Origin of the sequence: Bartonella eidoli, from assembly GCF_036576145.1 — a bacterium.
In the GTDB taxonomy this organism is placed as follows: domain Bacteria; phylum Pseudomonadota; class Alphaproteobacteria; order Rhizobiales; family Rhizobiaceae; genus Bartonella.
Genome location: NZ_JBAFWX010000002.1, coordinates 201,525 through 227,988, shown reverse-complemented (window position 1 = coordinate 227,988; position 26,464 = coordinate 201,525). Strand labels below are relative to the sequence as shown.

General features: G+C 37.0%; 24 protein-coding genes and 4 tRNA genes. 18 read left to right on the top strand and 10 right to left on the bottom strand.

Features of this window, described 5'->3' with window-relative positions; genetic code table 11:
- Nucleotides 1-97: 97 nt before the first annotated feature.
- From plsX to V5N68_RS02530, 4 genes are all read left to right on the top strand, one after another.
- Nucleotides 98-1,168, top strand: a complete 1,071-nt coding sequence (gene plsX, locus V5N68_RS02545) for a phosphate acyltransferase PlsX (RefSeq protein WP_332065618.1) — start codon at nt 98-100, stop codon at nt 1,166-1,168.
- Between the two features lie 49 nt (nt 1,169-1,217).
- Entirely contained in the window at nt 1,218-2,192 is a 975-nt protein-coding gene (locus V5N68_RS02540; RefSeq protein WP_332065617.1) for a beta-ketoacyl-ACP synthase III, read from the top strand.
- A 76-nt stretch (nt 2,193-2,268) separates the two neighbouring features.
- The gene (locus V5N68_RS02535) at nt 2,269-2,589 is read left to right on the top strand and encodes an integration host factor subunit alpha (RefSeq protein ID WP_332065616.1); all 321 of its coding nucleotides are present in this window, start codon (nt 2,269-2,271) and stop codon (nt 2,587-2,589) included.
- A 169-nt stretch (nt 2,590-2,758) separates the two neighbouring features.
- Nucleotides 2,759-3,262: a MerR family transcriptional regulator gene (locus V5N68_RS02530; protein WP_332065615.1), complete on the top strand. Its 504-nt coding sequence runs from the start codon at nt 2,759-2,761 to the stop codon at nt 3,260-3,262.
- Between the two features lie 38 nt (nt 3,263-3,300).
- On the opposite strand, the gene thrS is transcribed toward V5N68_RS02530, so the two are convergent.
- The 3 genes from thrS to V5N68_RS02515 form a co-directional block, all read right to left on the bottom strand.
- Nucleotides 3,301-5,271 carry a threonine--tRNA ligase gene (gene thrS, locus V5N68_RS02525; protein WP_332065614.1) on the bottom strand — a complete coding sequence of 657 codons (1,971 nt, stop codon included), beginning with the start codon at nt 5,269-5,271 and terminating at the stop codon, nt 3,301-3,303.
- 120 nt (nt 5,272-5,391) lie between these two features.
- On the bottom strand, nt 5,392-5,745 hold the full coding sequence (yidD, locus tag V5N68_RS02520; protein ID WP_332065613.1) for a membrane protein insertion efficiency factor YidD: 354 nt from the start codon (nt 5,743-5,745) through the stop codon (nt 5,392-5,394).
- Nucleotides 5,738-6,190 (bottom strand): iron-sulfur cluster assembly scaffold protein, encoded by a 453-nt coding sequence (locus V5N68_RS02515; protein ID WP_332065612.1) that lies wholly within the window; start codon nt 6,188-6,190, stop codon nt 5,738-5,740. Before V5N68_RS02515 ends, yidD begins: the two co-directional genes overlap by 8 nt.
- A gap of 132 nt (nt 6,191-6,322) precedes the next feature.
- Between V5N68_RS02515 and folE the strand changes: the two genes are divergently transcribed.
- The 5 genes from folE (at nt 6,323) to V5N68_RS02490 (ending at nt 9,823) form a co-directional block, all read left to right on the top strand.
- Nucleotides 6,323-6,943 (top strand): GTP cyclohydrolase I FolE, encoded by a 621-nt coding sequence (gene folE / locus V5N68_RS02510; protein ID WP_332065611.1) that lies wholly within the window; start codon nt 6,323-6,325, stop codon nt 6,941-6,943.
- 127 nt (nt 6,944-7,070) lie between these two features.
- Nucleotides 7,071-7,155, top strand: a tRNA-Leu gene (locus V5N68_RS02505).
- Between the two features lie 154 nt (nt 7,156-7,309).
- Complete coding sequence (locus V5N68_RS02500) at nt 7,310-8,491, top strand: alpha/beta hydrolase (RefSeq protein ID WP_332065610.1); 1,182 nt, start codon at nt 7,310-7,312, stop codon at nt 8,489-8,491.
- Between the two features lie 128 nt (nt 8,492-8,619).
- The gene (locus V5N68_RS02495) at nt 8,620-9,117 is read left to right on the top strand and encodes a hypothetical protein (RefSeq protein WP_442879683.1); all 498 of its coding nucleotides are present in this window, start codon (nt 8,620-8,622) and stop codon (nt 9,115-9,117) included.
- 340 nt (nt 9,118-9,457) lie between these two features.
- On the top strand, nt 9,458-9,823 hold the full coding sequence (locus V5N68_RS02490) for a response regulator (protein WP_332065609.1): 366 nt from the start codon (nt 9,458-9,460) through the stop codon (nt 9,821-9,823).
- A 125-nt stretch (nt 9,824-9,948) separates the two neighbouring features.
- On the opposite strand, the gene rpsI is transcribed toward V5N68_RS02490, so the two are convergent.
- Nucleotides 9,949-10,434 (bottom strand): 30S ribosomal protein S9, encoded by a 486-nt coding sequence (rpsI, locus tag V5N68_RS02485; protein WP_332065608.1) that lies wholly within the window; start codon nt 10,432-10,434, stop codon nt 9,949-9,951.
- Between the two features lie 2 nt (nt 10,435-10,436).
- The gene (gene rplM, locus V5N68_RS02480) at nt 10,437-10,901 is read right to left on the bottom strand and encodes a 50S ribosomal protein L13 (RefSeq protein WP_332065637.1); all 465 of its coding nucleotides are present in this window, start codon (nt 10,899-10,901) and stop codon (nt 10,437-10,439) included.
- Nucleotides 10,902-11,183: 282 nt separating this feature from the next.
- Here rplM and recJ point away from each other — a divergent pair, with 282 nt between their 5' ends.
- On the top strand, nt 11,184-12,971 hold the full coding sequence (gene recJ / locus V5N68_RS02475; protein WP_332065607.1) for a single-stranded-DNA-specific exonuclease RecJ: 1,788 nt from the start codon (nt 11,184-11,186) through the stop codon (nt 12,969-12,971).
- Between the two features lie 18 nt (nt 12,972-12,989).
- On the opposite strand, the gene parE is transcribed toward recJ, so the two are convergent.
- From parE to V5N68_RS02450, 5 genes are all read right to left on the bottom strand, one after another.
- The gene (gene parE, locus V5N68_RS02470) at nt 12,990-15,047 is read right to left on the bottom strand and encodes a DNA topoisomerase IV subunit B (protein WP_332065606.1); all 2,058 of its coding nucleotides are present in this window, start codon (nt 15,045-15,047) and stop codon (nt 12,990-12,992) included.
- Between the two features lie 66 nt (nt 15,048-15,113).
- Nucleotides 15,114-15,851 carry a lipoyl(octanoyl) transferase LipB gene (lipB, locus tag V5N68_RS02465; RefSeq protein ID WP_332065605.1) on the bottom strand — a complete coding sequence of 246 codons (738 nt, stop codon included), beginning with the start codon at nt 15,849-15,851 and terminating at the stop codon, nt 15,114-15,116.
- Nucleotides 15,852-16,648: 797 nt separating this feature from the next.
- Nucleotides 16,649-17,158 carry a helix-turn-helix domain-containing protein gene (locus V5N68_RS02460; RefSeq protein ID WP_442879682.1) on the bottom strand — a complete coding sequence of 170 codons (510 nt, stop codon included), beginning with the start codon at nt 17,156-17,158 and terminating at the stop codon, nt 16,649-16,651.
- Between the two features lie 84 nt (nt 17,159-17,242).
- A tRNA-Ser gene (locus V5N68_RS02455) sits at nt 17,243-17,332 on the bottom strand.
- A gap of 1,334 nt (nt 17,333-18,666) precedes the next feature.
- Nucleotides 18,667-18,742, bottom strand: a tRNA-Val gene (locus tag V5N68_RS02450).
- Between the two features lie 198 nt (nt 18,743-18,940).
- Here V5N68_RS02450 and V5N68_RS02445 point away from each other — a divergent pair.
- The 8 genes from V5N68_RS02445 (at nt 18,941) to nuoG (ending at nt 26,448) form a co-directional block, all read left to right on the top strand.
- Nucleotides 18,941-19,017: transfer RNA gene (locus tag V5N68_RS02445), tRNA-Asp, on the top strand.
- Between the two features lie 292 nt (nt 19,018-19,309).
- On the top strand, nt 19,310-19,675 hold the full coding sequence (locus V5N68_RS02440; RefSeq protein ID WP_332065604.1) for an NADH-quinone oxidoreductase subunit A: 366 nt from the start codon (nt 19,310-19,312) through the stop codon (nt 19,673-19,675).
- Nucleotides 19,666-20,247 (top strand): NuoB/complex I 20 kDa subunit family protein, encoded by a 582-nt coding sequence (locus V5N68_RS02435; RefSeq protein ID WP_332065603.1) that lies wholly within the window; start codon nt 19,666-19,668, stop codon nt 20,245-20,247. The genes V5N68_RS02440 and V5N68_RS02435 overlap by 10 nt, the downstream gene beginning before the upstream one ends.
- A 15-nt stretch (nt 20,248-20,262) precedes the next feature.
- The gene (locus V5N68_RS02430) at nt 20,263-20,871 is read left to right on the top strand and encodes an NADH-quinone oxidoreductase subunit C (RefSeq protein WP_332065602.1); all 609 of its coding nucleotides are present in this window, start codon (nt 20,263-20,265) and stop codon (nt 20,869-20,871) included.
- A 122-nt stretch (nt 20,872-20,993) separates the two neighbouring features.
- Nucleotides 20,994-22,184: an NADH-quinone oxidoreductase subunit D gene (locus tag V5N68_RS02425; RefSeq protein WP_332065601.1), complete on the top strand. Its 1,191-nt coding sequence runs from the start codon at nt 20,994-20,996 to the stop codon at nt 22,182-22,184.
- Entirely contained in the window at nt 22,184-22,861 is a 678-nt protein-coding gene (gene nuoE, locus V5N68_RS02420) for an NADH-quinone oxidoreductase subunit NuoE (RefSeq protein ID WP_332065600.1), read from the top strand. Before V5N68_RS02425 ends, nuoE begins: the two co-directional genes overlap by 1 nt.
- A 146-nt stretch (nt 22,862-23,007) precedes the next feature.
- Complete coding sequence (gene nuoF / locus V5N68_RS02415; RefSeq protein ID WP_332065635.1) at nt 23,008-24,315, top strand: NADH-quinone oxidoreductase subunit NuoF; 1,308 nt, start codon at nt 23,008-23,010, stop codon at nt 24,313-24,315.
- Between the two features lie 63 nt (nt 24,316-24,378).
- Complete coding sequence (gene nuoG / locus V5N68_RS02410) at nt 24,379-26,448, top strand: NADH-quinone oxidoreductase subunit NuoG (protein WP_332065634.1); 2,070 nt, start codon at nt 24,379-24,381, stop codon at nt 26,446-26,448.
- The last annotated feature ends 16 nt before the right edge of the window (nt 26,449-26,464 follow it).

Sequence of the window (26,464 nt, the reverse complement as noted above, 5' to 3'; positions counted from 1 at the left end):
TGCGAAGCTGTTTTTTACGATATGCTTTATAAGTATTTATCAGCAAAAATTATAACATAAATCTAAAAATGTAATTAAAAGATTAGGATATTCAGGTGTGGTTAAAATTTCTGTGGATGTAATGGGCGGTGATTATGGCCCGGAGGTAACTATTGCTGGAGCAGCAATTGTACAAAAATATTTGCCTAATATTCATTTTTTGTTTTACGGGGTAGATGAGTCTGTTAGGCCGGTTTTAAAGAAATATCCCTCTTTGTCTTGCACCTCACATTTCTATCCAACAGAAAGTTATACACGTATGGATGAGAAGCCAAGCCAAGCGCTTCGTACCGGACGTGGTAAATCATCAATGTGGTATGCGATTGAAGCGGTTAAAAATGGTGAAGCTGATGTTTGTATTTCTGCGGGTAATACTGGCGCTCTTATGGCAATGTCCTATTTTTCTTTAAAAATGATGGCAGAGGCTGAGCGTCCTGGGATTGCGGGGATTTGGCCAACACTTAGAAATGAAAGTATTGTTTTAGATATTGGGGCAACTATTGGTGCATCTGCTCGTCAGCTTGTTGATCTAGCAGTTATGGGTGCTGGTATGTTTCGCGCCTTATATCACATTGAAAAGCCAAGTGTTGGGCTTTTAAATGTTGGGGTTGAAGAGGTTAAAGGTCTTGATGCAATTAAAAAGGCTGGAATGATATTACGTAAAGTGCAATTGGAAGGATTAGAATATAGAGGTTTTGTTGAGGGCGATGATATTGGAAAGGGAACAGTCGATGTTGTTGTTACTGAGGGGTTTTCTGGTAATATCGCTTTAAAAACCGCAGAAGGTACTGCAAGGCAGATAGGGGAAATCTTAAACACAGCCATGCGTAGCTCTTTTTTTTCGTATCTTGGGTATCTTTTATCACGGAATGCATTCCGTACATTAAAACAGAAAATGGATACTGATAAGGTAAATGGTGGAGTACTTTTAGGTTTGAATGGTGTTGTCATAAAAAGTCACGGTGGTGCTAGCGCTAGTGGCTTTGCTTCTGCTATTCGTGTTGGTTATGAGATGGTTAATAATGAACTTTTACAAAAAATAACTTCTGATTTACGGCGATTTCATAAAAATAAGGCGATATTTTCTGATAAAGATAATGAAGAAATAATGAATGAGGGTGTCATATGATCAGTACTTGTCATACAAGTAAAAAAATTCAAGAAAAGGTTAGTATCGAATGATTCGATCAGTTATCTGTGGCGTGGGAAGTGCCTTGCCCAAAAAAAGCTTATCGAATGATGAGATTGCAGAGTTTGTTGATACTTCTGATTCGTGGATTGTACAACGTACAGGAATACATCAACGTTATATTGCTAATGAAAATGAAACGACAGTTTCCTTAGGAGTTGAAGCTGCGCAAGCTGCACTGATGAATGCTGGCCTAACAGTTAACGATATTGATTGTATTATTTTAGCAACTTCAACACCAAATCGTACTTTCCCTGCTTCTGCTGTTGAAATTCAATATGCTTTAGGAATGACGCATGGGTTTGCTTTTGATCTTCAAGCTGTTTGCTCTGGTTTTATTTTTGCGTTAACAACAGGAGATGCTTATTTGCGTTGTGGGGCAGCCAAAAGGATATTAGTTATCGGATCTGAAACATTTTCTCGAATTTTAGATTGGGAAGATCGGACAACTTGTGTTTTGTTCGGTGATGGCGCAGGAGCAGCTGTTTTAGAAGCTCAAAAAGCGGAAAGAGGTTTTCCCTTTGATTGTGGTATATTATCTGCAAAATTGCGCTCTAATGGTGCATATATGAATAAGTTGTACGTTGATGGTGGCCCTTCAACAACGCAAACGACAGGTTATTTACGCATGGAAGGGAGAGAAGTTTTTAAATATGCAGTTGGTATGATAACTGATGTAGTTGATGATTGTTTTGCAGCTGTTGGTATGAATTCTTCGCAATTAGATTGGTTTGTGCCTCATCAGGCTAATAAGCGTATTATTGAAGCATCAGCTAAAAAACTTGGAATTTCTATGGATAAAGTTGTAGTTACTATTGGTCAACATGGTAATACATCTGCAGCATCAGTGCCATTGGCTTTAACAACAGCTGTTTGTGATGGAAGGATTAAAAAAGGAGATATTGTTATGTTGGAAGCAATGGGAGGTGGCTTTACATGGGGGGCAGTTCTTATTCGTTGGTAGGTTATAGCCGCTTGACCATATTCGAATAAGCCGTATAAATCACTTTTTAATTTTTAATATTAGAATAGGTGTTATAATGACAAGTAAAACAGTAACGCGTGCAGATCTGGCGAGCGTGGTTTGTAGAAAGATAGGCTTGTCACACAGTGAATCAGCAGCTTTAGTTGAATTGGTTTTAGATGAAATTTGCAATTCACTTATAAAGGGTGAAGCAGTTAAATTATCTTCTTTTGCAACTTTTCAAGTTCGCAGTAAAAATGAACGAGTTGGACGCAACCCCAAAACTGGTGTAGAAGCATCTATTCCACCGCGGCGTGTTGTGACATTTAAGGCCGCTAATGTGCTGAAACAAAGAATTTTAGATTCGCATCGTGCAAGAAAAAATAGTATCACATAAATGAAGGTTATGTCAGTGTAGAGTGTTTATTTAAAGTAATTATTGAACTCTGTTTAAAAAGTTTCAAATGTAGCTGAATATATTATGATCTTGAGTGTATGTTACTGAGACGTTAAAAGTTAATTGATAAGCGCGATGTTATTTATATATTGGGATAAGGTATTATAGAATGGATAAGAGCTCCGATGCTTTTCGCACAATTAGCGAAGTAGCCGAGTTGTTGGGGCTGCCACAACATGTGTTAAGGTTTTGGGAAACACGCTTTACACAAATTAAGCCAATGAAGCGTGGGGGTGGAAGGCGTTATTATCGTCCAGCTGATGTGGATTTATTAAACGGCATTAGACAGCTATTATATGAGCAGGGTTATACTATAAAAGGTGTGCAGCGTCTTTTAAAGGAAAGCGGTGTCGCTTTTGTTGTTGCTTTTGGTAGTGGTGATCTTGATGCTATGAATGTTGTAATGGAAAAGAAAAGTGCAGGGCAGACGCTTGAACTTACCCATAATAAACCTAAAAGGTCTTCTTTTGGTCTTTTAGGTTTTATAAAAAATGAGGGTGATACATCCGTTGGTACAGTTAATGCTTATAAAAATAAGAGTGATAAAGAATTATTACAAGAAACATTGTTCGAATTAATCGAGTGTAAGCGCGTTCTTGATCGAGCGCGATAACAGGGATGAATTTTTTATTCTGTGCGTATTAACGTAATTTACATCAGACGCTGCAAATCTGGTGGTATTGCTTCATTTGAAAGTTGTTTAACTACTTCCTCTATAGATAAAGAGATTTGATCTGTACTTCCTAAACGGCGCATATTGACACTGTTGGTTTCAGATTCACGTTTACCGCATACCAAAATTATAGGCACTTTTTGTAAAGAATGTTCACGTATTTTATAATTAATTTTTTCATTACGAATATCTGCTGTTGCTGAAAGACCAACAGCTTTAAGTCGTGTTGTTATTTTTTTTGCGTATTCATTTGCTTCAGATGTTATTGTTGCCACAATAATTTGTTGGGGTGCAAGCCAAAGTGGCATGTGTCCAGAAAAATGTTCGATTAATATACCGAGAAAACGCTCCATTGATCCAAAAATAGCACGATGAATCATAACTGGTTGATGTTTTTCTGAGTCTTTATCAATATAAAATGCATTAAAACGTTCAGGAAGATTAAAGTCAACTTGTGTTGTTCCACATTGCCATTCACGGCCGAGAGCATCTTTTAGTGTATATTCAAATTTTGGTCCATAAAACGCGCCTTCGCCAGGAAGGATACTTGTTTTAATTTGTCCTGCAAATTTTGTTTCAATGGTTTTAAGTACAGAGGCCATAATATTTTCAGCGTGATCCCATAATGCGTCGGATCCAACACGTTTTTGTGGGCGTGTTGAAAATTTAAGGCTGATTTCTTTAAAACCAAAGTCAGCATAAGTTGATAAAATCAAATCATTGATCTTAAGGCATTCATCAGCTAATTGTTCATCTGTACAAAAAATATGCGCATCATCTTGCGTAAAGCTACGCACACGCATGAGACCATGTAAAGAGCCTGAAGGTTCATAGCGATGAACAAGACCAAACTCTGCAAGTCTAATTGGTAAGTCGCGGTAGGATTTTAAACCATGTTTAAAAATTTGTACGTGGCCAGGGCAATTCATTGGTTTTAGAGCGTAAATGCAATCATCACTCCAATCATCGATTGCTGGAATTGCTTTAAACATATTTTCCTTGTACCATCCCCAATGACCAGAGACCTCCCAAAGCGACTTATCAAGTACTTGAGGAGCATTCACTTCAGAATATTGATGATCCTCTAAGCGTCTACGCATATAATTGATCAAATTTTGAAACATTTTCCAGCCTTTTTTGTGCCAAAAAATCATTCCAGGACCTTCTTCTTGAAAATGAAATAAATCCATTTCACGTCCTAGGCGACGATGGTCGCGTTTTTCAACTTCTTCCAACATGTATAAATAGGCTTTTAAGTCATTTTCGTTAGAAAATGCTGTTCCATAAATTCTCGTTAACATTGGCTTATTTGCATCACCACGCCAATAAGCTCCTGCAACTTTCATCAACTTAAAAGCAGTACCAATTTGTCCTGTAGACTGCATGTGCGGACCGCGACAAAGATCAAACCAATCGCCTTGATAGTAAATTTTTAAATCTTGATCTTCTGGTATACTATCAATAAGTTCAACTTTGTAAAATTCCTTTTTTTCAGAAAAAATCTTTTTTGCTTTTTCACGAGACCAAATTTCCTTTTTAAAAGGTTTATTCCGTTGGATAATTTCATGCATTTTCTTTTCAATGATAGCCAGATCATCTAGTGTAAAAGGCTGTTGTCGTGAAAAATCATAATAAAAGCCATTTTCAATGACGGGGCCAATTGTAACTTGTGTTTCAGGAAAAAGTTCTTGCACCGCTTCGGCTAGGACATGTGCACAATCATGGCGTATTAATTCAAGAGCACGTGGATCTTCACGAGTAATGATTTCTACTTTACCAGAGTGTTCTAATGGGTCTGATAAGTCTCGTAAAATTCCATTTAGGCTATAGGCTACCGCCTTTTTTGCAAGCGATTTAGAAATGGATGTAGCCAATTCCAAACCAGTCATTTCGACGGGGTAATCGCGCTTTGAGTTATCAGGAAAAGAAAGAGAAACAGAGGAAGACATAATACACAACTCCTTTATCCAGTTCCGCCAACGGTTGCGGATGGTCTTATAAAAAAATAGCAAATAACTATAGAGCTAATCAGTGATTTTCTTATCACTAAGCATAAAAGAAGAAAAGAATTATTTATTATTATGTTTGGCAGAAATTTTCCAATAGCGCCAAGGCTTATAAAAACAGTAAAATTTTTCAAGAAAGGTGGGGACTGGATCAAAGCCATGCGTTCCAAATGGACCGCAACGTATAATACGAAAAAAGCTCATCCACGCACCAGTCCATAATCCATATCGTGCTATTGCTTCATAAGCATATTCTGAACAGGTTGGCATATGGCGACATTGATTTCCTATAAAACTTGATAATGTTATTTGATAAAAACGTATCAATGTAATCCCGAGTAAACGCCCAGGTGTTTTTCGCCAAGGTCCTGTATAATTACGAGTCTGTTTTTTTTTCTGCGAATGCAATTTAAGCATTTATTTTTTCTTCAAATTCGTTTTTCTCAATTTGTTGAATACAGTCTATAACGGCATCAAAGCTTAGCATCGTTGATGCGTGTCGTATTTTAAAATCTTTAATAGGCTGTAAACAAGAAAATGCTTCAAATGGAGTTGGGGGAGGGGGGCCATCTTCCGTTAACATATTATAAACTATCTTGTGTAGTGTTTTAATATTTTGTGTTGTTTGGCCGATGATATGGCGCGCTAAAAGTGAAGCAGATGCTTGTCCTAGCGCGCATGCGTGCACTTCATGGGCAAAGTCTGTAATTATATAGTTCTCTACTTTTAAATCCACGGTAATTGTTGAGCCACAAAGATGTGCGTATTTTTTTGACGTCGCATCTGGGTGATTGAGACGTCCAATTTTGCTGATATGGGCAGCATATTCAAGTATTTTATCATTATAGATATTGTCAATCATATCAGTTATTGCCTAAATTTGAAAACCGTGATTGCTTAAGCTTTTAAATCTATTATATAAAGCTTATACAAAATGAAATGAATATATAGCAAATATTTTGTACATAATAAGCAATGAGCTTGGAGTTTTTTTATGCACGATATTAAAGGATGTCCCACAACCCGATTTTTATCAGGGGAAGAGCGGCGCCCTAGTTTTGAAGAAGTGGAAGCAGCGGTTCGTACATTGTTATTATGGATAGGGGAAGATCCGAATCGAGAAGGGCTTTTAGATACTCCAAAGCGCGCAGTTAAAGCCTATAGCGAGCTTTTTATTGGGTACCATGAATCAGTTGAAGAGGTTTTAAATACGGTTTTTGAAGAAGTTTCAGGGTATAATGAAACAATAATAATGAAGGATATTCCTTTTTATTCACATTGCGAACACCATATGATTCCGATTGTTGGGAAAGCTCATATTGCCTATCTTCCTGATAAAAAGATTGTTGGTCTTTCGAAAATTGCGCGTGTTGTAGATATTTTTTCTCGTCGTTTACAAACTCAAGAAGCTATGACAGCTCAAATAGCAAGTTCTTTGGTAAAATACTTAAAACCTCGTGGTGTTGCAGTCTTAATTGAAGCTGAACATATGTGTATGGCTATGAGGGGAATAAAAAAACAAGGTTCTACAACAATTACGACAAATTTTCATGGCTATTATGAAAAAGATCAAGCTGCACAAGCTCATTTCATTATGATGGTTCATAAATCATAGTAAACTCTGTGGTTGAAGATGCGTTAGGTAGCTCTAAAATAAATTATGGAGAAGTGAAAATGGGCTTGTGCCGTTCTTTGTGATTTGTTAAGTTGGAGCAGATAAGTAATGTATTTAAAAATTGTGTGTGGTCGTGGCGGAATTGGTAGACGCGCAGCGTTGAGGTCGCTGTGGGGCAACCCGTGGAAGTTCGAGTCTTCTCGACCGCACCATAAGTGCACTGTAATGTGTGAACGGGATATAATAGCGGGGGGCGTGTTGTAAATGCGTGTTAGTGTTTTAACCTCGTTTAAGAGTATGTTTCGTGCCCGTAGATCAAATGTTGGTTCTTTTCGATAAGTTTTCAATAAAATTGAGTGCCCTTCCGTGAAAGATACAATTTTAAAGTATTTAGTGTTTTTGGTTTGCCTTGTGTTATTGGCAGCTTGTGATAGGTCGCGTGCTGTTCTTTGGCACGGAGTACATGCAACGCCATCTATGGTTGCGGTGCAAAGAGAGGTTGAAGGTGAGCCAGTTCCTCCTAAAGCAATTGTGCCAGTGTACGTTGCTACAAGCCGTAGAATGCAAGAAAATTATTCTCAGCCTTATGGGGCAGAGAGATCAAACAAAGTGCACTATAATCGGATTGATGTAGGAATTCCTCAACAACATATGAAAGGTGTTGTTGAGACAAATGCGTATAGACCTACCCATGATAAGTATTTCGCAGCGGTGGAGTTGCAAAAATATGATAGTAAGAAGCAATTTAAGAAACAGTTAAATATTGCTTTAGCTAAAAAAGCAAAAGGTAAAAGGGAAATTGTTCTTTTTATTCATGGTTATAATAATAATTTTGCAGATGGTGTATTTCGTACAGCTCAATTAATTTATGATTATTCTTTGAACGTTGTTGTTGTGCATTATTCATGGCCTTCTGCTGGATCGATACCTCTTTATATTTATGATCGTGATAGCGCTAATTTTGCACGTGATGGGCTAATTGAGCTCTTAACACTTATCAGTGAAACTGATGCTGATCAGATTTTGTTGGTTGCTCATTCTATGGGTAATTTTGTTACGATGGAGGCGTTTAGAACTTTAGCATTACGAGGAAATTATAAACCGATTCGACGTATTACAAGCTTTTTAATGGCTGCGCCAGATATTGATCTTGATGTTTTTGAACGTCAGCTTAATGATATTAAGCAGTTACCTAAGCCAACAGCTATTTTGGTATCGCGTGCAGATAAGGCGCTAGCTGTTTCAGGGCGTCTTACAGGGGGGCATCCTCGTGTGGGAGATGGTTCAGATATTGAAATATTGCGTAAAAATGGAATAGCCGTTTTTGATTTTTCTAATATTGATGGTGGTGCGCATAATGTATTTGCATCTTCACCAACATTGATGGCTCTTTCGAGGGAAGGTTCTTTAGCTTCAACAATTATGCAAGGTACAGAGTTATCGCCCAGTCAGGTTATTCTTGCTGATAGTAGTAGTGTTTTGGAGAAAACAGCGCGTATTATATTTTATGCACCTATGCGTATTTTTTCCCTATTAACTGGAAATTAAGTGTGAAGAGAGTAAAGTGGATCATCTAAGTATTTAAGAACGCTGTTTTAGTATTTTCTTTAGAATGGTTCTATAAAATCTAAGGCAGATAGTGGGATAAATATAAAAATTTGTCATTAGGTGATTTGATGATAGTTGCAGAAAAGCATTGTGCTAGTACACCTACATTAGTGGATTATTTATCTCATTCTGCAATGAGGTTATTAGATATTCATGCTATGCTTTTAAAGGTAAAAAAAGATAATGTAGGGGGAGAACCAAATTTATTACAACAAATTGATTCTACTCAAAAACAGTTAGATGAAATAAGCCATGCTCTTATTTTAGAATATCGTAAACGTCAAGAAAATGAGCGTTTCTTAAAGCAGGTTTTAATATCAATTTCTAGTCAACTCTTTTTGCTTAATAATGACTTTAAAGAAACAAGTCGACTTTTTTTTCAAGAGATTAGAATGATTCAATCTCAGATGCAGTGTTTTTACAAAGTTAAAGAGAAAAAAAAACTATCAGATAATGATGAATCTTCATCTTCTCCATCAAAAATTGATGAGGCTATTCAACAATTACAAAAAGCACGGGAGAAACTTATTATTGAAAGTCCACATCTTTTTGAAAAAGAATATTAAGTCTAAATTATCAGCCATAGAATACGCAAAAGTAGGTTAGGGTTTGTGGAGCGTAAAAGAGAATAGAATATCTATCTATATTAAAAAATGGATTGCATATATTTATAGGGACGATATCGTTAAAAACGGTTTTATAGCGAAGATTTGTAAGCCATTTTATCACGAAAACATTTTATTACTTTCTATTAAGAATTTATAGAGCGCTGCTATTATAAACAGAAATATCATAAAAAGACTTATGGTGAAAAGCTATTGAATTTCTGTATAGTTTACTTTTCTCTATTATTTAAATTAAGAGATAGGTGTATTTTAGCTTGTACAGAAAAGTGGAGTCATATTAATGTTAAAAAAAGTCATGATCGTGGAGGATAACGAACTAAATATGAAGTTATTCCGTGATCTTGTAGAAGCTAGTGGTTATGAAACCGTTGAAACACGGAATGGTCTTGCTGCATTAAATTTAGCTCGTTTATCAATGCCCTCTCTTATTCTTATGGATATTCAATTACCTGAGGTATCAGGAATAGATGTCATAAAACAATTAAAAAAAGACAAAGACCTTCAATCTATTCCTATTGTTGCTGTAACAGCTTTCGCTATGAAGGGAGATGAAGAAAAAATTCGTGCGAGTGGATGTGAAGAATATATGTCAAAGCCGATCTCGGTTCCCCACTTTATTAAAATGATAAAGCGATTTTTAGATTAAGACCTTATCGTACTTGTATTAATTAAGTGGTGACAAATTTAGTTTTAATTAGGTGAGTAAAGTTACCGTATATATTAAAAAGCTCCGTTGAAAACGGAGCTCGATGTAACGTTTGAGAATAATAATTAGCGCTTTGAAAATTGGAAAGAACGACGGGCTTTCGCTTTACCGTATTTTTTACGTTCAACAACACGACTATCACGTGTAAGAAAACCACCTTTTTTCAGAATTGTACGAAGCTCAGGTTCATAATAGGTCAAAGCTTTGGAAATACCGTGTCGTACTGCACCAGCTTGTCCTGAAAGACCTCCTCCTGCAACGGTTGCAATAATATCAAATTGTGTATCTCTTTTTGTAGCAACAATTGGTTGGCGAAGAACCATCCTAAGAACGGGACGAGCAAAATACTTATCACATTCTTTATTATTGATGATGATTTTTCCAGATCCTGGTTTAATCCATACACGGGCAACAGCATCTTTACGTTTTCCTGTTGCGTAAGCGCGTCCTAGTGAATCAAGTTTTTGTTCATGAATAGGGGTAATATTTTCATCAGTTTTCACAATATTTGTTATTGTGCTAAGCTCAGAAAGAGAATTAATTTCAGCCATAATTAAGAAGTCCTTTTGTTTTTGCGGTTTAGAGCACCAACATCAAGAGCTTCGGGCTGTTGTGCCACATGCGGGTGTTGGCTTCCAGCGTAAACACGCAGATTCTTTAATTGACGGCGACCAAGTGGTCCACGAGGAATCATACGCTCTACAGCTTTTTCAATAACGCGCTCTGGAAAACGGCTTTCAAGAATTTGACGAGCTGTACGTTTTTTTATTCCACCAATATAACCAGTATGCCAATAATATTTTTTATCTGTATATTTTTTTCCAGTGAGAGCTATTTTGTTTGCATTAATCACAATAACATTGTCACCATCATCAACATGTGGAGTAAATGTAGCTTTATGTTTGCCGCGTAGGCGATTTGCAATGAATGTGGCAAGACGACCTAACACAATGTTTTCTGCGTCAATAATAACCCATTTTTTCACCACTTCAGTTGGCTTTTGTGAAAAAGTTGCCATAGAAGTATCCTCTATTGAAACTCTTATGAGAGTATTTTCCTGTTTCTTTGCGTCGAAAATTGTTATTATAGCAAATACCCAACGCATATTGATTTCCCTGATATAACGTCTTTTAACTTACGTCAAGAAAAAATAAAAACTTATAAAACAATACTTTATGGATGAGGTATTATAATACCTTATATTTATATTTGTAATTGAAAGGAAAAGTAAATGCTATGGTTTAATTATTTTTAAAAATCTAAATTGTATTTGATCTATTTTTGTTATAGGTGAATGACAATGCAGCAGTCTCGTTATTTTCTTAATGTTGAATCTTCTGCTTGTGGTCAGGCATGGATAAATGCTCTTGATTCTCAAGGTATAGCGAATGCTTGCGCTATTTCCCAAAAATTTGGTTTTCCAGATACATTAGCCAGGATTCTTTCGGCGAGAAACGTGGATGAATCTGAAGCTATTACGTTTATTAATCCAACACTGCGTGATTTAATGCCTGACCCAACGAGCTTTACAGATATGCAATGCGCAGCAGAACGCATAGTTAAAGCTATTATAAATCAAGAAAAAGTTGCGGTTTTTGGTGATTATGATGTTGATGGTGCTTGTTCATCAGCAATTATAGCACGATTTTTACGGTACTTTGGTATGAAAGTAAAAATTTACATTCCTGATCGTGTTGTTGAAGGATATGGACCAAATAAACAAGCAATGAGGATGTTAGTAGAAGAAGGTGCACGTTTAATTATTACTGTTGACTGTGGTGCTAATAGTCCTGATGCAATAAAAGAAGTAAGACTTGCAGGTGCTGATGTTGTAATTTTAGATCATCATCAAATGACTGAGATTCACCAAGAAGCTATTGCTCTTGTTAATCCTAATCGCCCTGATGATTTTTCTGGACAAGGGCATTTATGTGCTGCTGGTGTTGTCTTCATTACGTTAGCATGGGTTAATAATTTATTGCGGAAAAAAAAATATAAAGGGGAGATACCAGATCTTTTGAGTATGCTAGATCTCGTTGCGTTGGCTACTATTTGTGATGTGGTACCGTTACAAGGTGTTAACCGCGCTTTTGTTGTTAAGGGGCTTCAAGTTGCTCGTTCTATGTATAATCCTGGGATAGCAGCTTTAACAAAGGTTTCACGTATAGGTGAACCGCTTAACAGTTTCCATCTTGGTTTTCTGTTAGGACCTAGAATTAATGCTGGAGGTCGTATAGGAGATCAATCATTAGGAGCACGTTTGCTTTGCTGCGATGATAATGAGGAAAGCAGAAAAATAGCAGAACAATTGGATCAGCTCAATCAGGAGCGCCAAAAAATGGAAGAGATTCAATTAACTCAGGCAGAAGCTTATATTGATTCTTTATATGATAGTAAAGAAGAGCCATCGTCGCTTGTTGTTGCTTATCAAGAATGGCATCCTGGAATTATTGGCATTCTTGCATCTCGTTTAAAAGAGCGCTTTTTTTGTCCTGTTTTTGCAATTGCTTTGAAAGATGATGGAAGAGGTACAGGATCGGGTCGGTCAATTAGTGGAATAGATTTAGGTGCGCTTGTTCATGAAGCAGTCGCATTAAATTTATTAGAAAATGGTGGAGGACATAGTATGGCAGCTGGTATTACGATTCAGTCGAACAAAATAGACGTTTTTAGAGAGTGGTTGGAAAAAAAAGTCTCTTTAATGGTTTCTCAGTTACGTACTCAAAAGTCCCTTAATATAGATGGTTGCCTTTCTGCTTTTGGCGCTAACAAAATACTTTGCGATTTAGTTGAAAAAGCAGGACCATTTGGTTCAGGGAATGCTGTTCCTGTTTTTGCTTTTCCTTCTCATAGATTGGTTAGTGTATATGAGGTGGGAAAAGGTGGACATCTCCGCCTTGTTATTTCCAGTATTGAAGGACAAAAATTACAAGGGATAGCCTTTCGTGCAGTGGGAACACCACTTGGTCATTTTCTTTCTGAAAATATTGGTAAAATACTTCATTTTGCCGGAAGCCTTAGCTTAAATCATTGGAACGGAACCATATCTCCACAGTTACGAGTGGTTGATGCTGCTGTAGTAACGTGATAGAATTTTTTCTATAAACTAAATATTTATACGAGAAGCAAAGGTAGAGTTTTCCTGTATGAATCGGAATCTTGCTTCAGCTTTAGTTCCCATTAAATTTTCTACTATATCTTTAGTTTCTTGTATTTTTACTTCATCAATGGAAATCCGTAAAAGTGTACGTTTTTGAGGATGCATCGTTGTTTCTTTAAGTTGTTCAGCACGCATTTCACCAAGACCTTTAAAACGTCCAATTTCAATCTTAGCTTTCCCGGTAAATTCAGTTTTTAATAATTCATCTTTATGAGCATCATCGCGTGCATAAGCGACCTTTCCTCCTTGTGATATTCTATAAAGAGGAGGAACAGCGAGATATAAATGTCCTTGACTAATAAGATCAGGCATTTCTTGAAAAAAGAAAGTAATGAGAAGTGAAGCAATATGAGCACCATCAACATCAGCATCTGTCATAATAATAATACGCTCATATCTAAGATTTTCTTCACGATATTTAGAGCGCGTTCCACATCCAAGGGCAAGTATAAGATCACGAATGGTTTGGCTTAAGCTCATTTTTTCACGTGCAGCACTTGCTACATTTAAGATTTTTCCACGAAGAGGTAAAATTGCTTGGTTTTCTCTGTTTCGTGCTTGCTTTGCAGAACCACCAGCAGAATCACCTTCAACAATAAATAATTCAGCACCAGCAGCGGAATTTTGGCTACAATCTGCTAGCTTTCCTGGCAAACGCAATTTCCTTACAGCAGTTTTTCGATTTATCTCTCTATCTTGACGCCGTTTAACACGCTCTTCAGCTCGTTCAATAACCCAATCAAGAAGCTTGGTAGCTTCTTGTGGAGAATTGGTTAACCAATGATCAAAAGGGTCACGTATTGCATTTTCAACAATACGTTGCGCCTCGACTGTTGCTAGCCGATCTTTAGTTTGGCCAACAAATTCAGGATCTTTTATGAAGATTGATAGTATTGCATTCGTTGAAATCATAACATCATCTGATGTAATAATAGCAGCACGTTTATTTCCTGTTAATTCAGCATAAGATTTTAATCCACGCAAAAGGGCTTGTCGTAATCCTATTTCATGTGTGCCACCATCTCTGGTAGGGATAGTATTACAATAAGATTGTATAGAAGAATCTCCGCTATGCCAAGCTACAGCCCATTCAATTGAGCCATGGCCACTGCGTTGTTTTGTTTGGCCGGAAAAAATTTCTGATGTTATTAGACATTCATTTTTTAGAGATGAAAGCAAATAATCTTTTAGCCCATCTGGAAAGTGAAAGACAGCTTTTGCAGGAATATTTTTTGTGTTTTCAAGTATGATAGGATCACAACTCCAGCGAATTTTTACCCCACCAAAAAGATAAGCTTTAGAGCGCGCCATTTTGTAAATTTTTTCTGGATCAAAAGCTGCTTTTTCACCAAAAATTTCACTATCAGGATGAAAACGAATTCGCGTGCCGCGACGGTTATATACCTCACCTAAATCTTCTAATTTTGATTGAGGAATGCCGCGTGAGAATCTTTGTCGATACAGTCTGCGTTCTCGCGCAATTTCAACTTCTACATCGTCGGAAAGGGCATTAACAACAGAAATTCCTACTCCATGTAGTCCACCAGCAGTTTGATAAGCTTTTCCATCAAATTTTCCACCTGAATGGAGTTGGGTCATAATAACTTCAAGAGTAGATTTTTCAGGCATTTGAGGATGATTTTCAACAGGAATACCGCGCCCATTATCGGTGACCGTTAAATAACCATGTTTATCTAATGATACATCAATCAAGTCTGCATAACCAGCGACGGCTTCATCCATTGCATTGTCAATAATTTCGGCAAATAAATGATGAAGTGCTTTACTATCTGTTCCACCGATATACATTCCCGGCCGTAAACGTACGGGTTCTAAACCTTCGAGAACCCGAATAGATGAGGCGTTATAACCATCTTCTTGCACATCTTTTTTTGTAGTCATTTTTTCTTTGCTCACTAGAGTTTTTGACTTTTTTTCTTTTGCTTTGGTTATAGGTTGAGCATTGCTTAAAATACTAAAAAGATCTTTGTGATTATCGTTCATGACACTTGATTATCTATCTAATGAAAATAAAATCTATGCCTTCTTTTTATTGAAAAATCAATGCGCTTAGAAAGCATCAATTGTTGGACCAAAAATTTCTTCAAATGTTTTCCTTAAAGCAATATCGATTTCGTGCATTGTCACAGAAAATCCTAAATCAAGAAGACTGGTTACACCATAATTGTTGATCCCACAGGGAACAATTCCTGAATAATTCTTTAAATTAGGGTTGACGTTAATAGAAATTCCGTGAAAGCTGACCCACTTGCGTACTCGTATACCAATGGCGGCGATTTTATCCTCAGAAAAGAGATTATTTTGTGTTGATGGGTGATTTAGTCGTTTAATCCAGACTCCAACTCGATCTTCACGACGTTCACCTGTAATATTAAACTTTGCAAGTACTTGTATAATCCATTCTTCCAGAGCGCTAATAAAAGCACGAATATCTTGTTTTCTACGTTTAAGATCAAGCATAATATATACAACGCGTTGTCCAGGTCCATGATATGTGAATTCACCACCACGACCTGCATCATAAACAGGAAATAAACTGGGTTTTAAAAGGTCTTTTTTGTTTGCACTTGTTCCTGCCGTATAAAGGGAAGGGTGCTCAAGAAGCCAAATTTGCTCTCGTGCTGTTTTTGTAAAAATATTGTTTACACGCTCCTGCATATAGCGTAGAGCTTCAGGATATTGAACTAAGTCCTCACTTATTTTCCATTCAATTGGTGGACTGTTGTCTGTCGTCTTAAAGTGATGAGATAAGCAACTACGATCAATATGTTTTGATTTAAATGTCATTAGCAGTATTTAGGTTTGTTATAGTTTTTATGTAATTGAAAAAGACTGTAAAGTAAAATACATACTTGTTTATTAAAATTAAGATGATGTAGCAATAACAAGTTTCATAGTAAAAGCTTATTGCATTGTATGCTTTAGATAAAGGAATAGCAGTTCTTTTTAGAAAAGAAGCAGATTTTTGTCGGAGGATTTTTGCAATGAATCGTTCTAATTCACTTAACCGTTAAGCTTTTAGTAGTTTTTCACTAGAGAGCTTAAGCTTAAGGGGATTAATCGAAGAAATTTGGAAGGAATGGCTTTGTAAGGTCACGTTTTGAAATTCTATTTTCTTACCTTTGTAATTTGACAGTAGGTTTTGCACTAAGTGGGAAGAGGTGGGATTAGAGCAGAATTCGTGGTAATTCATTGTTTTTACGTGTAATTTCTACCATTAAATGAGCATTTTATCAAATACAATTTTGACACCTAAAAATCGCAAAAAGTGCGAAAAATCGTAAAAATCAGAATTTTTCAGTAAATAAGGTAAGGAGGCTTTGAAAAGCCTTTGAAAAGTCTTTGAAGATTTTAAAAAAACCTTTGAAAGCCCAGAAAACCACCTTTGAAAGCCCTTTGAAAAAATAACGTAAAGAGTGAAGTCATCTTCAAAATCAGTTAAAAATCACTAAAAAAGCAAAATAGAAACGCGCCATGTGGCACATTTCTATTTTTTATTGATATAATTATTTAAAAACAATATGTTAATTTAGTTTGTTAATGTAAATAGAAACGCGCCTTCATTTTTGTATTTTAGATGATTGTTAAGCCGTATCTTGTGTAGTTTCTAGATGTGCTTTTTCAGCTTCGATTTGACGCTTTAAATGAATTTTAAGAAGAGGAAAAACTGCTTCAATTTCTTCGCTATCATTGATGTTTTGAACAAGCTCTTGCAGTTTTTTATAAAGTTCTGCCGCGAGTTCCGCTATATCTTCAGGGAGGAGTTTTATTTTTGCATCACGATAGGTTGTATAAGCTACACGTCCAAGCTTTTTCATAAGACCAGAAGGAATGGTGGGTGTTTTTAAATCTGCCACTTTCGCCATGTCAGTAAACATCTTACCTTCACCAGTAGCAAGCCATTCCACAGATACACCGCAAACATTTTTGTCAGCTATCAACATCGACATGGGTGGTTCACGTAAGCCAGTTTCATAATTACTCATAGTACTTTCTGGTAATGCAAGATGCTCAGCAAACTGTTTTCGTTCCACAAAACTAAGAGCGCATTGAAAGCTCTTTAAAAACTTTTTTAAAAAAATGAATTGGTGCAAAACTTGGTGTCAAATTATGCAAAACCTACTGTCAAACTACAACAGCGAAAAATCTGGTGTCAAAAATACGCAAATAAAATGCAGTGGCGGAGGGGGTGGGATTCGAACCCACGGTACAGTCTCCTGCACGCCGGTTTTCAAGACCGGTGCCTTAAACCGCTCGACCACCCCTCCAAATTGAATACGCTTTTTGCAAAGTTTTTACAAAAGGTCAATCATTTTAATATGTTTTAAACATTTTTTAAAAAAAATTTAAACTGCTTCAAAATAATTTCTAATTTAATGTTAATAAATATTAAAAAATAGAATTTTAAGTATTAGCATTTTTTAGATAATAATTTTTAAAAAAAACTTGTTTATTTTTTTTGCATTTTTACTTTACATTAAAAGCCATGTAGAAATTATAATTAAGGTTTATCTTTTACATGATTTCAATTAGGATTATATTGTTGTACCTATAAAAAATGACCTTTAGTAATTATGGAAAAAATAGATTTTAGTAAAATATACACTTTTAATTTTAAAGCTACAGAAAAAGAACCAGTGACTGTTTATATAGTTCCACTCGTTAATATTTAAAATATTAACGGTCACCGTGTCTTTACAATAAATGATGGTGATCTAATAGAGCTTTTTTAAAATTTTATTCATAAATTTAAAAGATATCCAAAATCTTATGCTAGTGATTTAAATTGTGAATACGCTATAATAAGATCATGATACCATTTTAATAAAGATAACAAAATTGTTCCTGAATTGAAAGATTTTATATTACCTTTTAATAGAATTATAAAAAGCATACTAAAATTTCACAAAAAAAATCTAAAATATTTACATGATGTTTCCGTACTTTTTTCTAATCACCTTTAAGTAGCGTCATTGGAGGATTCCTTGATTTGGAAAAGATGAAACAGCTATCAAATAGCAATTAATGATAGTAAAAGGTTAGTTTTAGCTCTCAAAAGAGGATTTCTTGTTTGGGAATAATGGAAATACAATAACTTTTTGAGTAATTGGTTATGAGTCTACCTTCTCATCAAATATAATGCCTTGATATGTTTTTTTAATTTATGTAATTTTGTTATAGGTTATATTAAAGGTATTGTGTACATGCATCCATTAGTACAGTGCGACTTTCCGTTTAAAATAGCCGCAGTAATTGTGTAGCATTAAGAAATATTCTCATTTTTCTGTCTTTTTGAAAGGCTCTTTAAGAAGAATTTTTCACTTCATGAAATGGTTTATATCATTGCCTCTCTATCTATTCTCGGATTTTTGCATTTCGTAGACGTGACAAAAAAAATTCATTTTTTAAAATGGATAATTGAAAAAATAAAAGAAAAAAATTCTCACATACCTATTATAACAACAAGCCGATTCTGTTTCTGTAATTTATAAATTAATAAATTCTCTTATAAAAGATTAAAGAATCTTACTTTCTTTGTTGACATAACTCAAATTTCTTTAAACGTGCATAAAATCAATAAGTCATATACGATAAAAATTAATGGTGGGCGATGAGAGACTCGAACTCCCGACATCCTCGGTGTAAACGAGGCGCTCTACCAGCTGAGCTAATCGCCCAACGCAACTGGGTAAGCACTGTTTAAGAACTTTAAAAAGAAAACGCAAGAGTAAAGATAATTTTTTAGAATAAAAAAAATATTTTTTTGTTATTTCTTTAATTTTTTTAAAAAACACATAATCACGCTTGACAGAAATGCATGAACCCCTTACACGAGCATCTATGCCGATTTATTAATTGGCTTTGGAAAGAAATGCGCGGGTGTAGCTCAGTTGGTTAGAGTGCTGGCCTGTCACGCCGGAGGTCGCGGGTTCGAGTCCCGTCACTCGCGCCATTTAATTTTAGAGTGTATACACATTTTGTTTCAAGATTTTTTTAGTCTTGGTATTCGTGTTTTAAGTTGTAGGCTAAAATTAGGAATTCCTTTTTTTCATATAGTTTATGCGAATAGGGGGTTGCGTCTTTCTTTTCTCTGCGGTAGCTATGCCAATAGAGTATAATATCGCGCGGCATGCCCTTGAAGCTGTACGAGCGGAATTAGCGGTATTATTCCAGTTTGTTCGTTTTTATTAACGATATTGGGTAATTGCGTTAATTCGAGCATTTGATTAAAGCGGAAGAGGATTATGACTCATTTATTGAGCTCTTATTTACCTATATTTATTTTTATTATTATTTCAGCGATTATCTCTGGGGTTTTGTTGGTTATGCCTTATGTTGTGGCTTATCGCTCCCCCGATCCCGAGAAATTATCAGCTTATGAATGTGGGTTTAATTCATTTGATGATGCTCGCATGAAATTTGATATTCGATTTTATTTGGTTTCGATTTTATTTATTATCTTTGATCTTGAGGTTGCTTTTCTTTTCCCCTGGGCAGTTTCATTTAAGTCGATAGGCATGTTCGGCTTTGTATCGATGATTATGTTTTTAGCGCTTTTGACTATCGGGTTTGTATATGAGTGGAAAAAAGGAGCTCTTGAATGGGATTAATGTCTAAAAATTCAAAAACTTCTGTTCTACAGTCTAAAGGAATTATTGATCCTAATACAGGTAAAGTAATAAATTCTAATGATGATTTTTTTCGTGATATTAATGCTGAACTATCAGATAAGGGTTTTTTAGTTACTTCGGCAGATGCTTTGATTACTTGGGCTCGTACTGGTTCTTTGATGTGGATGAGTTTTGGTTTGGCTTGTTGTGCTGTTGAAATGATGCAATGTTCGATGCCACATTATGATAATGAGCGTTTTGGATATGCGCCACGCGCTTCACCCCGTCAGTCGGATGTCATGGTGGTGGCTGGTACTTTAACAAATAAAATGGCGCCTGCTTTAAGGAAAGTCTATGACCAGATGCCTGAGCCGCGTTATGTGATCTCTATGGGGTCGTGTGCGAATGGTGGTGGGTATTATCATTATTCTTATTCGGTTGTACGTGGGTGTGATCGTATTGTTCCTGTAGACATTTATGTCCCAGGGTGTCCTCCTACGGCGGAGGCGTTGCTATATGGTATATTGTTGTTGCAGAAAAAAATTCGTCGTACTGGGTCTATAGAGCGGTAGGGGCATTGTGTTGTAATGAGTGAAGCATTTATTGAGCTTTCTTCCTATTTAAAAAGTCAATTGGGTGATAAGCTTGAGGAAACCATTTTTGCATTCGGGGAATTGACTATTGTGTCGCGTCTTGATGCAATCATCGATGTTTTAATGTTTGTTCGTGATGATTCTCGTTGTCAATTTGTAAGTATTATAGATATTAGTGGTGTTGATTATCCTTCCCGAGATAAACGTTTTGATGTATCCTATCAACTATTGTCTCCTCGCCATAATTTGCGATTGCGGGTTAAGGTACGTACTGATGAAGGTACCCCTGTTGCTTCTGTTTGCTCAATTTATCCTGGGGCAGAATGGTATGAACGTGAAACATACGATATGTATGGAATTTTATTTTCGGGGCATCCGGATTTGAGGCGGATATTGACTGATTATGGGTTTGAAGGGCATCCTTTGCGAAAAGATTTTCCTGTTACGGGATTTGTTGAATGTCGCTATGATAATGAAGCGAAAAGGGTGGTTTACGAACCTGTTGTTTTGCGGCAAGAGATGCGCAATTTTGATTTTCTTTCTCCTTGGGAAGGGGAGCAGTGTGTTTTTCCGTCTGGTAAGCGAGCAGATGATGGTAAATGATATTATAATTGATGAAGTGCACAGTAGTGTATTGAGGCAATACATTTGAAATGACTGAATGTTTTGGCGTTATAAAAATGTTAGCGTCTAATATAAGGTTTGTTTGAAACAAGAGGTTGATTGTGGCTGAGGTCAATGTTCGAAACTTTAATATCAATTTTGGTCCGCAGCATCCTGCAGCGCATGGGGTCTTGCGTATGGTTCTAGAACTGGACGGTGAAGTTGTTGAGCGTGTAGATCCGCATATCGGATTATTGCATCGCGGCACAGAAAAGTTGATGGAAACAAAGACCTATCTTCAGGCTGGGCCTTACTTGGATCGTTTGGATTATGTTGCTCCTATGAATCAGGAGCATGCTTTCGTACTTGCTATTGAAAAATTATTAGGCGTTGAAGTTCCTAAACGAGGGCAATTAATACGTGTTTTGTTTTCTGAAATTGGACGCCTTCTTAATCATTTGCTTAATGTGACAACGCAGGCAATGGATGTTGGTGCTTTGACGCCACCGCTTTGGGGGTTTGAGCAACGTGAGAAATTAATGATCTTTTATGAGCGTGCTTGCGGTGCGCGTCTTCATGCAAATTATTTTCGGCCTGGCGGTGTTCACCAAGATTTACCTGAATCTTTAATTGAAGATATTGGTAATTTTATTGATCCATTCCTTGTCGCTCTTGGTAATCTTGATTCTCTTGTGACGCCTAACAGGATTTTTAAGCAGCGCAATGTGGATATTGGTGTGGTTAGTATTGATGAGGCTTGGGCTCGTGGTTTTTCTGGAGTTATGATTCGTGGTGCTGGTGTTCCATGGGATTTGCGTAAGAGCCAGCCTTATGAATGTTATGATGAAATGGAATTTGATATTCCTGTTGGTAAAAATAGTGATTGTTATGATCGTTATCTCATTCGTATGGAAGAAATGCGTCAATCAGTGAAAATTATGCGTCAGTGTGTGAACCGTCTGCTGAGTACTGAGAGAAATACGCCGATTTCAAGTTTAGATCGCAAAATTGTTCCACCAAGGCGTAGTGAAATGAAGAGTTCTATGGAAGCATTGATTCATCATTTTAAGCTTTATACGGAGGGTTTTCATACCCCTCCTGGTGAAGTATATGTGGCTGTGGAGGCTCCAAAGGGCGAGTTTGGCGTTTATCTTGTTTCTGATGGAACTAATAAACCTTATCGTGTTAAATTACGTGCTCCTGGTTTTGCGCATTTGCAAGCGATGGATTTTTTAACTCGAGGTCATATGTTAGCAGATGCTACAGCAATTTTGGGGTCAATTGATATTGTATTTGGGGAGGTTGATCGCTAATGTCTGTGCGCCGTCTTGCGGATGATGTTTACCAGCCTGCAAAGTTTTCTTTTACGGAAAAAAATAAAATATGGGTAGAGAAGACTATAAAAAAGTATCCTGTAGGGCGTGAGCAGTCTGCTGTGATTCCGTTGTTGATGCGTGCTCAAGAACAGGATGGTTGGGTGACGCGCGCGGCAATTGAGCATATAGCTCAGATACTCTCAATGGCTTACATTCGTGTTTTGGAAATTGCGACTTTTTATACTCAGTTTCAACTTCGTCCAGTTGGAACGAAAGCGCATGTTCAGGTTTGTGGGACCACACCTTGTATGCTGCGTGGCTCTGGTGAACTTATTAAAGTTTGTCAGCAAAAAATTCATGATGAACCTTTTGTTACTAATCAAGATGGGACATTGTCATGGGAAGAAGTGGAATGTCTTGGTGCTTGTGTAAATGCTCCAATGGTTATGATTTTTAAGGATACTTATGAGGATTTAACAGCTGAGCGTCTTGGAGAAATTATTGATGCATTCGAAGCTGGTAAAGGTTCTGAAGTAGTGGTTGGTCCGCAAAATGGTCGTCAATCATCGGAGCCTATTGGTGGTTTAACTTCTCTAGTAGACGGTACGGAAGAGGAAAAGAAAACATTTAATTCTGCCAAGAAAAAGAATGATAGGAAAGTAGGAATAGAATAGTAGGATAGATGCTGTTATTAAAGTGGATGCTCATTATTTCATCTGTTTGTTGATTTTTTATAAAAGTAAAAATCTTTAAAAGATGTTTAGAAGTTGCGTTTGAGGAAATGCTAGAGATGCTACAAGCAAGAAAAAAAGGGGGGAATATGCTGGCTGATAAAGATCGCATTTTCACCAATATTTATGGTTTGAAAGAGAGATCATTACAGGCTGCGATTTTGCGTGGGCATTGGGATGGCACAAAAGAAATTATTGAAAAAGGCCGTGATTGGATTATTGATGAAGTAAAAGCCTCGGGTTTGCGTGGTCGTGGTGGTGCTGGTTTTCCTACAGGAATGAAATGGTCTTTTATGCCTAAACAAAGTGATGGTCGTCCACATTATTTGGTTGTAAATGCAGATGAGTCTGAGCCAGGAACATGTAAAGATCGAGATATTTTGCGTCATGATCCTCATACTTTAATTGAAGGATGTGTTATTGCTACTTTTGCCATGGGAGCTAACGTTGCCTTTATTTATATTCGTGGTGAATATATTCGTGAGCGTGAAGCTCTTCAGGCTGCCGTGGATGAATGTTATGACGTGGGTTTGCTTGGTAAAAAAACTAAATATGGGCATGTATGCGATATTATTATTCATCATGGTGCTGGTGCTTATATTTGTGGTGAAGAAACAGCTCTTCTTGAAAGTCTTGAGGGTAAAAAAGGTCAGCCTCGTTTAAAGCCACCATTTCCTGCTAATATGGGGATTTATGGGTGTCCAACGACTGTGAACAATGTAGAGTCTATCGCTGTTGTTCCGACAATTTTGCGTCGGGGTGCTTCATGGTTTTCATCGATTGGGCGTGCAAATAACGTTGGAACAAAATTATTTATGGTTTCTGGTCATGTTAATGCGCCTTGTACATTTGAAGATGCTCTTGGTGTTTCCTTTCGAGAGTTGATTGAAAAGCATACAGGCGGTATTCGTGGTGGATGGAGTAATCTTTTAGCAGTTATTCCAGGTGGAGCTTCTTGTCCGGTTGTTCGTGGCGAAGATATGATTGATGCAGTTATGGATTTTGATGGAATGCGGGATGTTGGGTCTTCTTTTGGGACAGGCGGTATGATTGTTATGGATAAGTCGACTGATATAATCAAAGCAATTTGGCGTATAGCTGCTTTTTTTAAACACGAAAGCTGTGGTCAGTGTACACCTTGTCGTGAAGGTACTGGTTGGATGATGCGTTTGCTAGGACGTATGGTTGAGGGAAGAGCGCAAAAACGTGAAATTGATCTTTTGTTTGAAGTCTCTAAACAAGTCGAAGGGCATACTATCTGCGCGCTTGGTGATGCAGCAGCGTGGCCTATACAAGGGTTAATACGTAATTTTCGTTCAGATATTGAGCGCAGAATTGATGATTATACGCGAAATGCAGTTCAAAGAAAGAATATTGCTTTGAAACCAGTTGTGTAAAGAGTTTGTTTCAAAAATATTGGAATGTGAATTTGGGTAGGTTATCCGCAGGCTAAATGAATGATGATAAATATCAAAGTTGATGGTAAAGAGATTGAAGTTCCTGATTATTATACATTGCTTCAGGCTGCTGAAGCAGCTGGTGCGGAAGTGCCGCGTTTTTGTTTTCATGAATCTCTATCAATTGCTGGAAATTGCCGTATGTGCTTGGTGGAAGTCAAGGGAGGACCTCCCAAACCTCAGGCTTCTTGTGCTATGGGGGTTCGGGATTTAAGGTTAGGGCCTAACGGTGAGACACCTGAGATTTTTACTAATACTGCTATGGTCAAAAAAGCACGTGAAGGTGTTATGGAGTTTCTTCTCATAAATCATCCGCTGGATTGTCCTGTTTGTGATCAAGGGGGAGAATGTGATCTTCAAGATCAAGCGATGCTTTATGGACGTAACTGTTCTCGTTATACAGAAAATAAGCGTGCTGTAGAAGATAAATATATTGGACCGCTTGTGAAGACTGTTATGACGCGATGCATCCATTGTACACGTTGTGTTCGTTTTACAACGGAAGTAGCAGGTATTTCTGAACTGGGGTTAATAGGTCGTGGTGAAGACGCGGAGATTACAACCTATCTTGAAAAAGCGATAACATCTGAGCTGCAAGGAAATATTATTGATCTTTGTCCAGTAGGAGCTTTAACGTCAAGGCCTTATGCGTTTCATGCTCGTCCGTGGGAGTTGATTAAAACAGAATCGATTGATGTCATGGATGCGATTGGTAGTGCTATACGTATTGATAGCCGTGGTCGTGAGGTTATGCGAATTATGCCGCGGACTAATGAAGATGTAAATGAAGAGTGGATTTCTGATAAGACGCGTTTTATTTGGGATGGGTTACGTACTCAGAGGTTAGATAAACCTTATGTACGTAAGGATGGAAAGCTTCAACCAGTAAGTTGGGCAGAAGCTTTTGCGAAAATTAAAATGGTGATTTCTCAAACTTTTCCAGAAAAGATCGCGGCAATTGCTGGAGATATGGCGTCTGTTGAGGAAATGTATGCGCTTAAAGCATTATTAGTCTCACTAGGATCAAGAGGATTTGATTGTCGTCAAAGGGGGATGGTTTTATCTTCTAAGTTTGGGCGTTCGAGTTACATTTTTAATCCAACAATAGCGGGTATTGAGCAAGCTGATGCATTGCTTATTGTAGGCTCTAATCCGCGTTATGAAGCAGCTGTTTTGAATGCGCGTATTTTAAAGCGTCAACGTATGGGGCAATTTCCTATTGGATTAATTGGAGAAAAAGTTGATTTACGTTATCCGTATTCTTATTTAGGGGCTGGTACTAATGCGTTAAATATGCTTATTAATGAAGAAGATAAGTTTTTTCATGTATTAAAGGAAGCTAAAAAGCCGCTTATTCTTATAGGGGAAGGGGCAGTTTCAGGGAAAGAAGGTTTATCTGCTTTAAAAAGTCTCGCAAGATTAGCTGATAATGTTGGAGCTCTTAGTGAGGAATGGAATGGGTTTGCTGTTCTTCATAATGCTGCTTCAATTGTTGGAGGGTTAGATATTGGTTTTACTTCTGAATTTGGAGTGGAAAATATTATAAAAACTTGTGAGGTTTTGTTTTTACTTGGTGCTGATGAAGTAGAGTTTACCAATAAAAAGGCTTTTACAATTTATATTGGCAGTCATGGTGATAATGGTGCGCATGTTGCTGATGTTATTTTACCAGCGTCAGCATATACCGAAAAATCGGGAATTTATGTTAATACAGAAGGACGTGTTCAGATGACTAACCGAGCCGGATTTGCTCCTGGTGAAGCAAAAGAAGATTGGGCTATTTTACGGGCTTTATCTGATATTTTAGAGCGAAAACTTCCTTTTGATTCTCTTTCTCAATTAAGGCAGAACTTATTTAATGAATATCCACATCTTTGTGCTATCGATGATATAGTTCCTTCGGATATAAGTGATATTAAAGCTCTTGGTTCACAAGTAGTTTCTTTGAAAACGCAAATGTTTACTTCTATGGTTAAAGACTTTTATTTGACAAATCCGATAGCACGTGCTTCTGCAGTTATGGCTGAGTGTTCGTCTTTAGCAAAGAGTCGTGTAGTGCAAGCTACAGAGTAAAGGCAAAGGGAAAAGA

What these genes read in the sequence shown, in the direction of transcription:
- V5N68_RS02435 (WP_332065603.1), top strand. Translation starts at nt 19,666, where the DNA reads ATGGGATTAATGTCTAAAAATTCAAAAACTTCTGTTCTACAGTCTAAA.
- V5N68_RS02440 (WP_332065604.1), top strand. Translation starts at nt 19,310, where the DNA reads ATGACTCATTTATTGAGCTCTTATTTACCTATATTTATTTTTATTATT.
- thrS (WP_332065614.1), bottom strand. Translation starts at nt 5,271, where the DNA reads ATGTCTTCCTCTGTTTCTCTTTCTTTTCCTGATAACTCAAAGCGCGAT.
- V5N68_RS02530 (WP_332065615.1), top strand. Translation starts at nt 2,759, where the DNA reads ATGGATAAGAGCTCCGATGCTTTTCGCACAATTAGCGAAGTAGCCGAG.
- parE (WP_332065606.1), bottom strand. Translation starts at nt 15,047, where the DNA reads ATGAACGATAATCACAAAGATCTTTTTAGTATTTTAAGCAATGCTCAA.
- nuoG (WP_332065634.1), top strand. Translation starts at nt 24,379, where the DNA reads ATGATAAATATCAAAGTTGATGGTAAAGAGATTGAAGTTCCTGATTAT.
- V5N68_RS02540 (WP_332065617.1), top strand. Translation starts at nt 1,218, where the DNA reads ATGATTCGATCAGTTATCTGTGGCGTGGGAAGTGCCTTGCCCAAAAAA.
- nuoF (WP_332065635.1), top strand. Translation starts at nt 23,008, where the DNA reads ATGCTGGCTGATAAAGATCGCATTTTCACCAATATTTATGGTTTGAAA.
- rpsI (WP_332065608.1), bottom strand. Translation starts at nt 10,434, where the DNA reads ATGGCTGAAATTAATTCTCTTTCTGAGCTTAGCACAATAACAAATATT.
- recJ (WP_332065607.1), top strand. Translation starts at nt 11,184, where the DNA reads ATGCAGCAGTCTCGTTATTTTCTTAATGTTGAATCTTCTGCTTGTGGT.
- yidD (WP_332065613.1), bottom strand. Translation starts at nt 5,745, where the DNA reads ATGCTTAAATTGCATTCGCAGAAAAAAAAACAGACTCGTAATTATACA.
- lipB (WP_332065605.1), bottom strand. Translation starts at nt 15,851, where the DNA reads ATGACATTTAAATCAAAACATATTGATCGTAGTTGCTTATCTCATCAC.
- V5N68_RS02535 (WP_332065616.1), top strand. Translation starts at nt 2,269, where the DNA reads ATGACAAGTAAAACAGTAACGCGTGCAGATCTGGCGAGCGTGGTTTGT.
- rplM (WP_332065637.1), bottom strand. Translation starts at nt 10,901, where the DNA reads ATGGCAACTTTTTCACAAAAGCCAACTGAAGTGGTGAAAAAATGGGTT.
- V5N68_RS02495 (WP_442879683.1), top strand. Translation starts at nt 8,620, where the DNA reads ATGATAGTTGCAGAAAAGCATTGTGCTAGTACACCTACATTAGTGGAT.
- V5N68_RS02430 (WP_332065602.1), top strand. Translation starts at nt 20,263, where the DNA reads ATGAGTGAAGCATTTATTGAGCTTTCTTCCTATTTAAAAAGTCAATTG.
- folE (WP_332065611.1), top strand. Translation starts at nt 6,323, where the DNA reads ATGCACGATATTAAAGGATGTCCCACAACCCGATTTTTATCAGGGGAA.
- V5N68_RS02515 (WP_332065612.1), bottom strand. Translation starts at nt 6,190, where the DNA reads ATGATTGACAATATCTATAATGATAAAATACTTGAATATGCTGCCCAT.
- V5N68_RS02490 (WP_332065609.1), top strand. Translation starts at nt 9,458, where the DNA reads ATGTTAAAAAAAGTCATGATCGTGGAGGATAACGAACTAAATATGAAG.
- nuoE (WP_332065600.1), top strand. Translation starts at nt 22,184, where the DNA reads ATGTCTGTGCGCCGTCTTGCGGATGATGTTTACCAGCCTGCAAAGTTT.